The following is a 14,980-nucleotide window of genomic DNA, read 5'->3' as shown; positions in this document are numbered from 1 at the left end:
CACCCACGACTCATAGGAACAGACACATGCACCCCGGTGCAAATTGGCTTATCAAGAACGTCCGCTTATTACTTCCAGATCGTATTCAAGCTGAATCGTCTGTCTTGATTTGCAATGGCCAGATTGATCAAATCTGTGCCAATCAAGTACATCCCAAAAGCCCTCCAAGCAACTTGAATATCCTTGATGGACAAGGCGCGTTATTAACACCCGGTCTTATTGATTTACATACTCACGGTATTGAAAACTATCTTTACGAAGCATCTCCAAGTGATTTACTTTCAGGCATGCAAGCTCAGTCAAAGTATGGTGTCACCAGTATTCTGCCCACAATCTACCGCCTATTCTCAAAAGATAAATTACACAAGATTTCGGGACTTGCTGCTACACTCAAAGCCAATCACCACTATTCACCCGGCTTCCATTTCGAAGGGCCATTTCTTGCACTCCCAGGAGCTGGTGCAGAAACAGTCCCTGGCGATATTGTTTTGCTGAAAGAGATTATTGCTGCTGCTGACGGCACATTAAAAGCGATGTCCATTAGCCCTGACACAAAAAATATTATCCCCATCATTGAAACACTAAAAGACTATGAAATAAGTGTTTTTATGACACATACTCAAGCAACAACCACACAAACTCAAACTGCCATCCAAGCTGGGGCCCACCATGCGACTCACTTTTATAATGTTTTTTATCCCCCAGAAGAAACCGAGCCTGGCGTACGTCCTGTCGGCATCGTTGAAGAAATACTTGCGGACAAAGACACAACCGTAGACTTTATCTGCGACGGCACCCATGTCCATTCATCTGCGATTAAGGCCGCTATTGCAGCCAAATCAACTGAGCAAGTCGCACTCATAACAGATTCCAATATTGGTGCAGGGCTTGATGAAGGCATCTACGAAATTCCGGCGTGGAATATGACCATACAAACACGCCACAATAATGCCGCTCGTATCCATGCCCCTAATACCAAGCAGCACGGTTCACTTGCAGGCAGTACTTTAACCATGAATAAAGGGATGCAGAACCTGTTCAAATGGATTGACCTTCCTGAATCACAAATATGGCAGATGGGTACATCAACGCCTGCAAACATTATCCAGATGAAGAACAAAGGACGGATTGTAGTTGGAGCCGATGCAGACCTCGTTCTATGGAATCCGGATCATCACAATTTACAACCTGACTTCACTTGGCTTCAGGGCAAACTCACGTATCATTCTGATTCGCAAAGCTATCTGATTCAGCAGAACACAAATAAAATCACACAATGAGGGAAACATGACCACGCGAACATCAACATTTACTTATCAGCCTTCAAACACAGTGCCATTTAGAGATATTGACGCAATTAATCGATGCCGTCAGATCACACGTGATGATATTGATAAGCACCCCAATCCTGACTTCAAAATCACAGTCATGGAAGATATTGACGTCGAACCCTACTTTGTGGCAGACCTTTTTTCACTAATCTCCAAAACAAGAGAAGAGAATCGCAAATGCGTATTACTTCTTCCAAATCCTTGTCCGACCTACCGCCATGTTGCACACCTCATTAATCAAAACCAAATCAATTGTGATCATGTATGGATGTTCGCATTGGATGAATACGCCGATCAGGATGGCAACATTGCCCCGTCTAATTGGGAGTTTGGTTTTGTCAATTCACTACGGTCATTCTTTTGGCAAAATATTGACGAGCATCTCCGCCCACCACTAGAACAGCTGATCGGACCAAACAATACCAATATCGACCATTACCTAGATCTCATGATGGATCTTGGCGGCATCGACAAATCATATTCCGGTCCTGGCTGGACTGGACACATGGCCTTCATTGAACCTGATGCCCCAGAATTCGACTTACCTCTGGAAGACTGGAAAGAAGCCAGTACACGTATTGTCACACTCAGCCCATACACCATCGCACAAAATTCATTGCACGGATGTTTTGGTGCAAGCGGCGACCTCGCTGCTGTACCACCCAAAGCCGTTACCATTGGCCCTAAAGAAATTCTCACTGCCAAGGCGCGAATGGAAATAGCCGCACTTGGTGTGCACGGCACATGGACCAGCTGGCAAAGGCTCATAGCTCGCCTCTGCTACCACGGACCTATCACACCCAAACTACCCAGTTCCATCCTGCAAACAGTACCAACCGAAGTGATCATCAGTGAAACCGTTGCCCAAAATATTGAACCGACGTGGGACAAAGGCTATTAATCGTGATCACTAACCCTTTACCTGTACTAAAGTAACAAAATCACAAGGCATTAAAAATTTTTGCCTACAAATGTTAATTATGAACAATATTGAACACAATTAGGTACAACAACATGACTACAACGACTGAATTTTCAACACTCTCATGGGGTCAAGTAGACCTGAACAAGGTTCCCGAAATCAATACGCCCCTACCCGGCCCAAAATCCGTGGCCTACCATGACCGATGCACGGAGTATTTCAAAGGACTTTCCGGCCAAGTCAAACTCTTTCCTGTTACCTTCACAAAAGGTGAAGGTTGCGTACTGCAAGACGCGGACGGCAATCAATACATTGACTTTTCATCAGGCATCTATGTCACAACGCTTGGACACTGTCATCCCAAGATCAGTGAAGCCATCGCGCAACATGCCAAAACACTTATGAACGCGCATGACTTTACCACACCCATCAAAACAGCTTTATGCGAAAAACTCGCAGAGGTTCTACCAGGTGACCTTAACGGCTTCCAGTTTTATGATTCAGGCACAACCGCAGTCGAGGCCGGCCTTCGCGTACTCCGAGCCGCTTCAAACAAAAACGAGATTATCTCCTGCTTTTATGATTACCACGGAAAATCATATGGCAGTGTTTCGCTCGGCCATATCCGTAGCTCCGTCTACGGCTCCGTCCGTGCCCCCGGTATGCATATGGTCCCGCGACCCGATGTGTATCGCCCGATCTGGGTAGATGAAAACGGAACAATTGATACCGATGCTTACATCCGATTTTATGACGAGTACATCAACAAAGGCACAGTTCACGACGTTGCCGGCTTCTGTCTCGAACCGATTCAAGGTTGGGGCGGTACTGTCATGCCACCCGATGATTTCTTCCCAAAACTGCGGCAATATTGTGACGATAAAGGTTTGCTGCTCATGATCGATGAAGTACTGGCTTCATGGGGACGAACTGGCAAGTGGCTTTGCATGGAACATTGGGATGTTACTCCCGACATCGTGACCATCGGCAAAGGCTTCGGCAATGGATTCCCTGTAACCTGCGTGGCTGTAAGTGAGAAGTACAAAGAAAGCTTTGAAGCCATTAGCGCGTCAAGTAGCTACGGCGGTAACCCTATGGCATGTGCAGCAGCACTGGCATCAACCGAAGTCATTGAAGAAGAAAACCTCCTCGAACACGCAATGCATCTTGGCGACATCGCCAACAAACGCATGGAGAGAATGCTCAATGAACACAACATTGTCGGCGATGTTCGAGCTAAAGGGTGCCTGATGGGCATTGAACTCGTGAAAGATAAATCCACGAAAGAACCTTTCAACGAAGCAGGTGCGATGGTGTACAAGAAAGCATTCGCAAAAGGGCTTGCTTGGATTCCTGCCGGACACATCTTACGCATGAGTCCACCAATTGTCATGGACGACGACACACTGCTTAAGGGCCTCGACATCATCGACGAAGCCATCGGCGAAACCGCACAAGAACTTGGCTACTAAACCACCACAGGGAGGTGGGGATGAATTGTATTTCACCCCGCCTCTTTTTTAATAATCGAGCAAACTATGAAAACAATACGTTTTGGAATCATCGGCTGCGGCCTGATGGGTAAAGAATTCGCCTCCGCAGCCGCCCGATGGTGCCATCTACAAGACATGCCCGCAAAACCCGAGATCGTCGCAATTTGCAATCGATCTGATAAGCCATTTCCATGGTTCAAACAGCATTTCTCAACTATCAAGCAATTTACGCACGACTATCGTGATATTTTGAATAATGATGAAGTTGATGCTGTGTATATCGCTCTGCCACATCATCTACATGAGGAAACTTATGTTGCCGCTATTAAAGCAGACAAACACCTGATGGGTGAAAAGCCATTCGGGATCGATCTTGAAGCAAACAAAAATATTCTCGATTGTATGGCCAATCATCCAAATGTCTTTGTACGATGTGTCTCACAATTTCCATTTTTTCCCGCAGTACAAAGAATTGGTGAAATGATTGAATCCAAAGCCTTTGGACAAATCATCGAAGTAAGAAGTGGCTTTCTTCACAGTTCAGATCTCAATGTCAATAAACCAATCAACTGGAAACGCCAAATTGAATTCAATGGTGAATATGGTGTACTCGGTGATCTTGGTATGCATGCGTGCCATGTCCCAATCCGTGCTGGCTGGAATATTGGTCGCGTACATAGCATTCTAAGCAATCTTGTTACATCACGATATCAAGATCAATCCCGTACAAACAAAGTACCTTGCGAAACATGGGATAACGCATCACTACTCATCGAATGTATAGACGAAACAACATCATCAACTTTTCCATGGGAACTAAAAACACAACGTATCGCACCTGGTGAAAAAAACAGTTGGTACATTGAAATTCTTGGCACCAAACAATCGGCAAGATATAACACAGCCAATCCTAAGCAACTACTCCTGCTGAATAGCGATGAAGCAAATCAAACCTGGAAAGCGTGTCAAACAGGATTTGAAACCGCCTATCCGACTATTACTGGACCAATCTTTGAATTCGGATTCACTGATGCGATCCTCCAAATGTGGGCCGCGTTCATTTATGAACTTTCTGAGCGAACTACACCAAACCATTTTTCTGGATGCGTAAGGCCAGAAGAAACCGCCACCAGCCACCGCATTTTCACCGAAGCATTGCGTCCAATGCCAATGCACACAACAGCCCAATAGATCCAACTCATGATTAATTCAAGCGCGGTAATGAGATTCAGACATTACCGCGCTGCCTGATAATTCATAACCAAGGTCTGATGCAATCGTTTGCGTAATTTGCTTAAAATAAGCGGTCAACGCCACGACATCTGCCCCAACATTCACAAACTGATAACCCATTTCAAGTAATCCCGGAAGATTCTCGAGCGTCCCGACAGTGCCAGCAAACTTGTGATATTGCTCACACACACTCACCACCCGTTCCCTAGCTTCGACAACTTCAGGATGGTTTGTGTTACCGGGCTCACCAATTGCTTGTGAATAATCACCGGGCCCAAACAGAAGCATGTCCACACCGTCTAAAGCTGCAATCTTCTCTATATCCGGCATTACTTCCGGATCTTCTATCTGCAAGATCACAAACCGATTCTCGTTCGACTGCCTCATATAATCCTTCGCTGCGATTTCACAAAACCCACCATCCGCATTACCTCCATCCCAAGCCCGCCGACCAATTGGGTGAAATCGTGTTTGGTACACAATCTCCTTAGCCTCATCAACAGACATCACATGCGGGATCATAATCCCTGCAGCTCCCATTTCCAGCGGCAGTATAAAATCTGAATAACACCCCTTCCTAACTCTCACCAAGCTATCAACATCGTAAATCAATCCCGCGTGAATCATGCTCTCTGTTTGTTGAATTGAATTCGGAACATGTTCATGATCAAGCCACAAACAGTCATATCCAGATTGCGAAGCAATAAGTGCAGCCCGCTGATCTGCTAAATTTAGCTTAACTGAAATTGCAACCCTTCCAGATCGAAGCTTTGTAAGCACACGGCTAGGACGATTGACTCCAATTTTATGCCACATAAATGAATCCTATATTTACTATATATACGCACGACTGACTCTAGTAAGAGTTAGATAGATACTCGTTATCCGTACGATCAGTCGTTTAGATTTGGCCAAGGCACAGTTGCTTTCTGTGCTTCCAACGACCGACAATGACGATCATAACGCTGCAGTGCATCAACAGTCGATCTTCGCAGATGGTCATGCATGTGAAATTTTGCTTTTGCTGCATCCCCCACTCGCAAAGCCTGCGTTATCCGTAGATGATCTCGCCAAGTCAACGCCCATCTATTTAAGGACATCTCTTCAATATTATGCAGTTTATTGTCCCCAAACACGCATCGCATGAGATGCAAATCGTTAACTGTCTTCAACACCCATGGGTTTGCGCAACACCGAATGATGGTCATATGAAATTCAATGTCGATCTGTATGGTTTCGCGATGAACCGTGTCTGTAATCGTACCTTCTGTTTCACGTACCTTAATCGCCATCTCATGCATCTTTTTACATAAAATATCAAGGCGATCTAAATCACTTTTTGTTATATATTCAATTGATTTCTCAACTGCATAGCATTCCAGCGTTTCCCGCATTTCATATAGTGCTTCTCTTTCGTTACGACTTACAACCCGTACATAAGCTCCTGCTCTAGGACGATGTTCAACAAATCCCTCATGCTCAAGCAGCATGATCGCTTCCCGGATGGGCGTACGGCTAACGCCCAATGTATCTGCAAGATGTACTTCGCGCAACGGCTCGCCTGGCAGATAAACGCCCATCGCTAATCCCGTTCTGAGCTTGTTGTAGATTTCCCTTGTCGTACTTGCGATTCTTTTTGGTTGCATCAGTTCATTATACGATTGCATATTTATAAATCAATATTGCATACACAGTATTCCTTATATATGATACGCAATATGCATTGCAATACATATAATGACGCTAATCGTTTCAATATAAATGTTTACAGATACTTCAAATCCAGCCCATGGAGCCGTTATCTCGGGAGGGCCATACATGCAGCACGCTAAAGACAGATTTAGCCTGGAAGGCAAAACCGCCATTGTTACTGGCGGCAGCGGCTTGTACGGACAGCAGATCACCCGCGGACTTGCCGAAGCTGGCACCAGGACGATCATCGCCAGCCGAAATCTTGCCCACATTAGCCAATTCGCAGACGAGCTTAACGCAGATGGTTTCTGCGCACATGCTCATCAACTTGACCAAGCTGATCCGGATTCCATCCGAGCATTATTCGAGTGGTCCACCAATCACATTGGAAAAATTGACATTCTAGTTAACAATGCTGTGTCCAGACCCATGAAGGATTGGGATGATGATCTCTCAAAATTCCAGGACAGCATACAAACCAACCTGACCGGCATTCTTGAGATGACGCGCGTCTTTGGCAATCACATGGCTGCAAACAAGCAAGGCAGCATCATCAACATCGGATCGATCCAAGGCATGGTCGGGCCTGACTATTCGCTGTATGAAGGATTGAACTGGAATCTTCCGCCAGACTATTACATCCACAAGGGAGGTATGATCCAACTCACACGTTTTGCTGCGGCCAAACTTGGTCCGAACAATGTCCGTGCCAATACGATCAGCCCTGGCGGATTCTACACCGGACAAAACCAAACATTCGTCGATCGATACAATAAACGCACTTTCCTTGGGCGAATGGCCAACCAAGAAGACCTCATGGGTGCGATCATCTTTCTTGCATCGGATGCCTCATCCTATATTACAGGCAGCAATCTTGTTGTTGATGGCGGCTATACCGCTTAATTCTTGCTTTGAACACGGATCAACACTCATGCAATCGAATCTTTATAATGCAAAGCGACTCGCTTTAGGCACAGCACACTTTGGCCAGACTTACGGCATTAACCAAATACGCCTCCCAGACCAAACGATTGCTGAAATCCTCCAAACCGCTGCAGCCCACAACATCAACATGCTAGATACAGCATCGGCCTATGGTGAAAGCGAAATCGTACTTGGCAAAGCATACAAGCCAGAGCAACAAACCTTTCAGTACATTTCGAAGATGCCCATTGGCACTCCCGTAGATCAAATCCATAAACGATGCCTGCAATCAATTACGAATCTCCGGTGCTCATCATTGTATGGTTACCTGCTTCATGATTATTCTGATTATGAGTTGGATGGAAAATACAAAGAAATCGTTCGCTTGAAAGAACGAGGCCTTGCCAAGAAAATTGGCATCTCATTTTATTACCCTGAGCACCTTGAGCGAGTACTCAACGAGAATACTGAGCTTGATTTAATTCAGATTCCGTTTAATGTATTTGATCAAAGATTTGCGCCCTACTTTGCGGAGCTAAAAAAACGCAATATTGAAATCCATGTGCGGTCTGTTTTTCTGCAAGGCATTTTTTTCTTGAATCCATATGAACTACCGGAACATTTCAATCCAGCCAAACCGCAGCTCCGCGCCCTTCAGCAACTATCAAAACAAATCTCTGCACCGCTCTCATCGATCCTGATTAATTTTGTACTTTCATTTCCAGAAATTGATCGCCTTGTGATTGGCGTGAACTCTGCAAATGATCTTCAGGAAAACCTCTCGGGATTAAGCCACCACCATGCGGTAACATCATCACTGACAACACTTAAAACTTACCAGCTTGATCATGATGAAATCTTGCATCCGGGCAAATGGCCGCGGCACAGCGCATGACATCATCGCTATGCGTATACACCAAGCATTAAAACATATTAATCATTTTGATAAGCTACGAACACTGAGTATGGCGGCAGTACTGCCTTGCCCTGTACCTGCCTCAGTGTTTCGTTGCCCGCTGACGCTTCATTAACCACAACAGACCATTTTCCTGAGGGCAATGTGACATTAGTCCGAACACCTTCACCGTTGTAAGCAACAAAGATCGTACCCCAAGTATCACCAACCGCCTTACCATTAAGTACATAGCCAATACTAGCGCTATGTGTATCAATGTAGTTCAGATTCTGACGCACAGCTGCAGCATCACGCATACGAAACGCAGGATGCGCCTTTCGCATAGCAATCAAACCGCGAATATACCGATTCACATCTTTATAGTGCTGCTTACGCTTCCAATCAAAATGATTCACGCCATCGCCAGCATTGTAGGAGTTATGATTACCACCTTTGGTACGGGCAAAGTCAGAACCGCCATGCAGGAATGGGATGCCTTGGCTTGTGAGAACAATGCCTTGCGCAAGCTTGAGCATACTGCGCTTAGTACGTTCATTTAATGACGTATGAGTATAGTTGAGCTTATCCCAAAATGTTCGATTATCATGCGCAGACACATAGTTCACGGTCTCAGTCGGTGATGCGGTAAAGTCGTTGATTGCACCCATCACACCACGTTTAATACTTTCATAGTCGCCGCCGTCGCCTGTCGCAAAACCAGTTTGCTTACCATCAAGGTCGCCACGAATAGCGTTACGAATATTATCATTAAAAACCGCCACCGTTGTGTTCTTTTGAACGCCCTTGCCAAAATGGGTTGGGCCTCCGCCAGTCCATGGTTCACCATAGATTGTGAGATCTGGACGCACAGCACGAAGCTCTTTCGCCACCTGCTTGATCGTTTCGGGGTAATGCATACCGATGAGGTCGAAGCGGAAACCGTCAACTTTGTACTCCTCCGCCCAGTATCGGAGCGAGTCAATCATGTACTTGCGTGCCATCAACCGTTCGTCTGCAAACGCATTACCACAACCCGATTCATTGCAAAGTTGACCATCGGATGTAGTACGGAAGAAATACCACGGCACAGCCTGATCAAACGGGGAGTAGCCAAACGATGAACTAGTGTGGTTATAAACCACATCAAGAATCACGCGGATATTGTTCTCATGCAGGATCTTAATGGTTTGCTTCAGCTCACGGATGGTTTCTGCGGGCTGATGCGGCTTAGTACTGTACTGAGCTTCAGGCACATTAAACAGTGCCGTCCAATAGCCCCAGTTATATTCTGTCAGTGATGCGGTGTAATCTTGAATCGGAAGCAGATGCACCGCAGTCACACCAAGCTCTTTTAGGTGCGACAGGCTGGTACTGACTTTACCTTCAGTACTCAGGTGAGTCATGCCAAGGAATTTACCGCGTTGCTCCACTGGAACAGATTGATCCGTCACCGAAAAGTCGCGAACATGAACCTCGTAGATCACTTCATCTACTTGGCTTGCTGATTTCGGTACTTCGTGCGCATCCCAGCCGGCCGGATCTGTGCGACCAAGATCCACCACCATAGATTTGCTGCTATCGGGCGCAGCTGCAAAACAATGGATGTCCGCAACAATGCGCGATTCGCCGTATGATTTGAAGCGGTATTGATAGTACGTGCCGTGCAAGTCCCCACCCACATTTACTTGCCAGACACCATCTTCCTGCGGCTCAAGCGCGATTGTGCGAGATGGCTCCACAACATCGGCTATATCAAAAAGCAGCAAGTCAACTTCACTTGCCACCGGCGACCAAGTTCTGAATGTTGTTGATTGCGAATCGGCATACGCGCCAAGCTTAGCACCAAGCGCGGTCACCTGATCGAGCGCATCACGTGCATAAACAATCGCAGGTGCATAGCCAGGCAATTCCACTGTAATCGGACGAGACAAGTCTGACCCTGACAGCGGCTTAGCTAACACAACATCCAACTGCTTGGTCGTACTGCTCTTAGTTTGAATCCCTCGGACCTCGCGTGCTTCACTGCCAACTCGAACCACGACTTCACTTGGCTTCACTTCCTTGGAATTAATAGGTTGCGACAGATTCAAGCTGATACGTCCGAGCTGATCAAGAAATGCGTTCTTAATCTTTAGGCTGAAGTCGATCGCCGATGGCTTGGTGTAAATATTTGCATCTTCTGAAACCAGCCAAACCTCAGAAACGCCAGCACTGCCAATGGCGGTTGAACGATCATGATCCACGTCTTTATGCTCCCAATTATTGAGCCTGATGATGAAATTTATTTTGTCTGTCCGGTTGGACATTTTGATCTTAGCGTATGCACCAAAATGATCTTTACTGCTAAGAGGATACGACTTTCCTTCCTTGCCGTCTTGCCAGGCCCAAACATTCCACCCGCGGTAGTTGCCGTCTGGACGATAATAATGGAGCACAAGCAAGCTGCCACTTTTGACGCTCTCCGGTGCTGCCGGCTTTACCTTCGCAAGATTCGGCGTGACTGCCGACAATCCGCGCGCCTCAACCAGTGAAAATGGCATCAATACCATCAATGCCAAAAGCCAAAGCACACGAACATCATTTGAAGATACTTTCATAGCTATCGGATCCTATCTAACGGCGCATAATGCCACACCGCTGTAATTTAACAATCTATTTAAACAGTTTACCAATTTCCAGAGAGACTACAAGGTAAAACTAATACTACGTATCCTATTGAAAATAAATGATTTAACTCTAATCAATCAAATCAGACCCCGAAACGCTTCTCACAGAACCCTTGGCAAACTTAACTGTTAACCTATCTAAATCGCGACTCTTTGACCCTATAGAACTCACAACCTCCCTCATATTGACAACCTCGCCAATAAGATTGTCTTCATTTGTAAAGCCACCTGAGTTGCCACACAGTCATATCAAATAGAAGATGCAAGGAACTAATATGTACGTCTGCGTAGGAGCCAGACATGATCCGCACCGGCTTGGTTTCAATCACATTTCGACAACTCAGCTCAAAAAAAATCATCGAGCTTGTTTCCAAAGCGGGCCTTGATGCAATCGAATGGGGAGGCGACATCCACGTGCCACACGGCAATCTAGATCAAGCACGAGATGTACGAAAGCAGACAGATGATGCCGGACTACAAATTGCAGCTTTCGGGTCGTACTACAAGGTCGGCGAAAGCGAAACAGAAGGCCTATCTTTTGATGCTGTACTCGATACTACTTGCGAGCTTGATGCACCAAGGATCCGTGTTTGGGCTGGCTCAAAAGGAACGGATGCAGCAAGCTCCATACATTGGGAAAAAGTAATCGCGGACGGAAAACGCATCGCCGAAAAAGCCGCAGCGGCCGGCAAGCAAATTGCATTTGAATTTCATGGCAATTCACTTACAGATCATGCCGCAGCAGCTATCAAACTTCACAACGATATCAATCACGACAATGTTAAAATGTATTGGCAACCACTCTCACATAACATGCCGCAAGACCCAAAGGATGATCTCGCTGCAATCCTACCGATATTAGGCGATATCCACGTCTTCGCGTGGCTGCGTGGCCAAGATGAACATCATCCTACTCGCCTTGCTCTCCAAGAGGGCTATACACAATGGGTATCATATTTCAAGATGATTAAAGACGCAGAACACAACTGCACCGCCATGCTGGAATTTGCGAAGAACGATTCACCTGATCAATTCCTTGCTGATGCTGCCACTTTAAAACAACTGCTGCATCATACTCACACCGCCCAGAAATAATCTTATCCGTTTGTGCTTATTGCTTGATATTCTGCGGGTCCTGCAAACGAAACATAGTCAGTCAGATCAATCGAGCCATGCGGCTTTGCAAATTGCAACAGCCCAGATTCATGCAACATTAAACCTCCATCCGAACAGGCGCTAATTACTTCCTCAAAACCCTTAATAGCAACCGCAGGGCCATTTGATGGATCATCATAAGTGTATGTAAATTCTGCGGGCACATCATAAACCGGCGTAGCCTCAGAAGCACCGCAAACAACCTTCATATGTGGGATTGTTGATTCGAGCGTCGTATATGACACACCATCAGCAGGCATACCGTAAATAAATCTGGCCGCACTCTTAACAAGCGACAAGCGCATCGCAATATCATCATCACCATGCTCATAAACCACTTCAACCGCTTCCCCATGCCTTGCGATCCGAATCCGATCCTGCTCCCACCACATCACCCCTTGATCACCGACAATCTTTAACTCAGGACCAAATTGCTTTTTAGCAGCATGTGTCAAAATAACCTGGGCCGTGGTTTTATTACAATTTTTAAGTTGCGCACAAACAGTATCAAAATTTTCAATCTTATTAGCACGATACAGTTCTACATCCAACCAACATGGATCTGCCCATGCATCGAATGAAGAGCCAAGCAAATATAATACCAAGTTAACAAAATGCGACAGCGCATTATTCATCGGCGAATCAAGCACCCAAGTCTGATCAACCTTTAATCTCCCTGCCCAATTATTACGATTGTAATACTGCAGATGACGTGGCCAACTCGCAACAAGCGAGGCATGCTGCACTTTCCCAATTACCCCCTCCATGAGCAATGTCTTTGCCTTAACACACGCACTATGCGGAATCGTGTGATACGAAATAAACACCGGCTGCCCACTCTCATCACGAACCTTAATCATGTCATAGAGATCATCAATACAACCCGCAGTCGGCTTCTCACAGATCACCGCAATACCCGCAGCCACCGCCTGCTTTGTATACGGAGCATGCAACTGAATCGGCAGCGGCAACCAAACCACGTCAAGTGCTGGATGTTTAAGCATCTCCGCATAGTTCTCATACAACGAAACACCACGATCTTTCAGTACCGGCGTCAAGTCACCATGAGCCGCAAGGTCCAAATCGCAGGCGGCAACTAACTCAAACCTTGGCTCAAACTTATCCGCGGCAGCCTGCAACATCTTGAGTACAACTCTTGCGTATCCACCCAATCCACAGACACCTAATCGGATCGGCTTACTGTTACTTGAAGACATTCACGAATCCTTAATTGCTAACAATCCCATCTTCTTTACCCATACCATTAATGCAAGAGAATAGATGATACACTACGATTTTAACTGTTAATTACGCTATTCAATTGAAATGCATTATTTTGCTAAAAAAACCGCTGGAAGCATATTAGAAAGTCTATTATTGCAAACTTCTATTATTGTCATTTCCGATTGTGCATAAAAGATGGCACACGAACATCATTTGACCACGCCACCGAATAATTAAAAAAGTATGCCCCATTTCAAGGCATACTTTTATCTTAAATCAATACAGCAATATCTCAACACCAACACAATCCCCATACTATCCTAGGCCTTGCCGTATAGAACAATTCACTACGCAGCCAATCTTCGCCGTCTGGCTAGCCCAAACACCGACGCTGAAAGAAGAAGCAATGCTGTAGTTGGCTCAGGCACTAACTCAGCTAATGCTGCCTCTGCCATCAACCGATGACCACCACCTGAGGTTGGATGGATATCATCAAAGAATAGGTATGTATGCCGAATTGATTGGTCTACGTTCTTAGCCTGGCTCTTCACATTAGCAAGCCCAAAGTCACTCGGTTTATCAAAAATATCATCGAAGAGCGATTCAATGTCGATCTCAAAAATATTGATACCGAGAGAATTGCGTAGTTGCTCCAGTTTCGCGGCAAGTTTGTTGTTGTGGTCTTTGGAGCGATTATTCATTTCAATTCGCTTGGCTTCATCTGCCTGCCCTGGTCGAAAGCGCGGAATTTTTCCAAACTGCGGTAAATTGGGAATCACAAAATGCTTTGCACCCTTGTTTGCAAGCGTCGTGATATGACTTGCAATTTCATTTACTCGATTAGTGGTATTGGTCTGGCCCTCTAGATAATTATTGCCGCCAGCCCAAATCGTATATAACGCTTTTGATGCCGCTGATGTTGTTGGATTCTTATCGCTGATGTACTGATCTATCTGCGATCCAACATTAGGGATATCAAACAAGCTGATCCCAAAAATACCCGCCCTTGAATTCTTGCCAGGCCCAGATCTTGCACCTCCCCATGAGTAATTGAAACCGCCATCACCGCGTGTGGAGCGTTTCACCGTTGAGTTTGATAGACGACCGTTATTCTTGAGCAACACAGCAAGCTGCTCAACCCAAACATGGCCATCCGAAAATCGCTTATGCCCACCATTCACATCGTAATTGTCTTTAGGGAAATCTGGGATGAAAATGCTACTACGTGTCTTACCACTCGTATTTCCAACATCACTCAAGCTATCGCCGAATGAAATGATACGGCTATAAACGACCGGTGCTGGGCCACTTGGTCCAGAAGGGCCACTTTGAGCACATAACACTCCTGATATACCACATGCGATTGCAAAAACAACGGCTCTAAACCCAATTCTGTAAACCATAATCACATTATCCTCAATAACTTACACCACAAATTCAAATCG

At 45.7% G+C, this 14,980-nt stretch carries 12 protein-coding genes; 7 read left to right on the top strand and 5 right to left on the bottom strand.

The genetic code is table 11. From position 1 onward, the window contains the following. The first annotated feature begins 26 nt into the window (after positions 1 to 26). From ACQ6WK_RS04470 to ACQ6WK_RS04455, 4 genes are all read left to right on the top strand, one after another. Positions 27 to 1,280, top strand: coding sequence for an amidohydrolase family protein (locus ACQ6WK_RS04470; protein ID WP_432799545.1), 1,254 nt, complete (start codon positions 27 to 29; stop codon positions 1,278 to 1,280). 7 nt (positions 1,281 to 1,287) lie between these two features. Next, on the top strand, positions 1,288 to 2,232 hold the full coding sequence (locus ACQ6WK_RS04465; protein WP_432799544.1) for a hypothetical protein: 945 nt from the start codon (positions 1,288 to 1,290) through the stop codon (positions 2,230 to 2,232). Positions 2,233 to 2,345: 113 nt separating this feature from the next. Further along, the gene (locus tag ACQ6WK_RS04460) at positions 2,346 to 3,725 is read left to right on the top strand and encodes an aspartate aminotransferase family protein (RefSeq protein WP_432799543.1); all 1,380 of its coding nucleotides are present in this window, start codon (positions 2,346 to 2,348) and stop codon (positions 3,723 to 3,725) included. 66 nt (positions 3,726 to 3,791) lie between these two features. Next, the gene (locus tag ACQ6WK_RS04455) at positions 3,792 to 4,937 is read left to right on the top strand and encodes a Gfo/Idh/MocA family protein (RefSeq protein ID WP_432799542.1); all 1,146 of its coding nucleotides are present in this window, start codon (positions 3,792 to 3,794) and stop codon (positions 4,935 to 4,937) included. Between the two features lie 18 nt (positions 4,938 to 4,955). Here the strand turns inward: ACQ6WK_RS04455 and ACQ6WK_RS04450 are convergent, their stop codons facing one another. Together ACQ6WK_RS04450 and ACQ6WK_RS04445 are read right to left on the bottom strand one after the other, a co-directional pair. Further along, positions 4,956 to 5,795 (bottom strand): HpcH/HpaI aldolase family protein, encoded by an 840-nt coding sequence (locus tag ACQ6WK_RS04450; RefSeq protein WP_432799541.1) that lies wholly within the window; start codon positions 5,793 to 5,795, stop codon positions 4,956 to 4,958. A gap of 77 nt (positions 5,796 to 5,872) precedes the next feature. Then, on the bottom strand, positions 5,873 to 6,625 hold the full coding sequence (locus ACQ6WK_RS04445) for a GntR family transcriptional regulator (RefSeq protein WP_432799540.1): 753 nt from the start codon (positions 6,623 to 6,625) through the stop codon (positions 5,873 to 5,875). Between the two features lie 172 nt (positions 6,626 to 6,797). On the opposite strand from ACQ6WK_RS04445, the gene ACQ6WK_RS04440 reads away from it, so the two are divergent. Together ACQ6WK_RS04440 and ACQ6WK_RS04435 are read left to right on the top strand one after the other, a co-directional pair. Beyond that, on the top strand, positions 6,798 to 7,574 hold the full coding sequence (locus tag ACQ6WK_RS04440) for an SDR family oxidoreductase (RefSeq protein WP_432799539.1): 777 nt from the start codon (positions 6,798 to 6,800) through the stop codon (positions 7,572 to 7,574). A gap of 28 nt (positions 7,575 to 7,602) precedes the next feature. Beyond that, positions 7,603 to 8,490 carry an aldo/keto reductase gene (locus tag ACQ6WK_RS04435; RefSeq protein WP_432799538.1) on the top strand — a complete coding sequence of 296 codons (888 nt, stop codon included), beginning with the start codon at positions 7,603 to 7,605 and terminating at the stop codon, positions 8,488 to 8,490. Positions 8,491 to 8,528: 38 nt separating this feature from the next. Here the strand turns inward: ACQ6WK_RS04435 and pulA are convergent, their stop codons facing one another. After that, on the bottom strand, positions 8,529 to 11,087 hold the full coding sequence (gene pulA / locus ACQ6WK_RS04430) for a type I pullulanase (protein ID WP_432799537.1): 2,559 nt from the start codon (positions 11,085 to 11,087) through the stop codon (positions 8,529 to 8,531). Positions 11,088 to 11,456: 369 nt separating this feature from the next. Here pulA and ACQ6WK_RS04425 point away from each other — a divergent pair, with 369 nt between their 5' ends. Beyond that, on the top strand, positions 11,457 to 12,251 hold the full coding sequence (locus ACQ6WK_RS04425; protein ID WP_432799536.1) for a sugar phosphate isomerase/epimerase family protein: 795 nt from the start codon (positions 11,457 to 11,459) through the stop codon (positions 12,249 to 12,251). A 2-nt stretch (positions 12,252 to 12,253) separates the two neighbouring features. Here ACQ6WK_RS04425 and ACQ6WK_RS04420 read toward each other — a convergent pair whose 3' ends face one another. Both ACQ6WK_RS04420 and ACQ6WK_RS04415 read right to left on the bottom strand, forming a co-directional pair. Beyond that, entirely contained in the window at positions 12,254 to 13,528 is a 1,275-nt protein-coding gene (locus ACQ6WK_RS04420) for a Gfo/Idh/MocA family protein (RefSeq protein WP_432799535.1), read from the bottom strand. Positions 13,529 to 13,882: 354 nt separating this feature from the next. Beyond that, positions 13,883 to 14,938 (bottom strand): SGNH/GDSL hydrolase family protein, encoded by a 1,056-nt coding sequence (locus ACQ6WK_RS04415; RefSeq protein ID WP_432799534.1) that lies wholly within the window; start codon positions 14,936 to 14,938, stop codon positions 13,883 to 13,885. Positions 14,939 to 14,980 lie beyond the last annotated feature (42 nt).

The sequence above is a fragment of the Poriferisphaera sp. WC338 genome (genome assembly GCF_050931845.1).
In the GTDB taxonomy this organism is placed as follows: domain Bacteria; phylum Planctomycetota; class Phycisphaerae; order Phycisphaerales; family Phycisphaeraceae; genus Poriferisphaera.
Note: the sequence above shows the minus strand (reverse complement) of the source record. Positions and strands in the feature narration are given on the sequence as shown.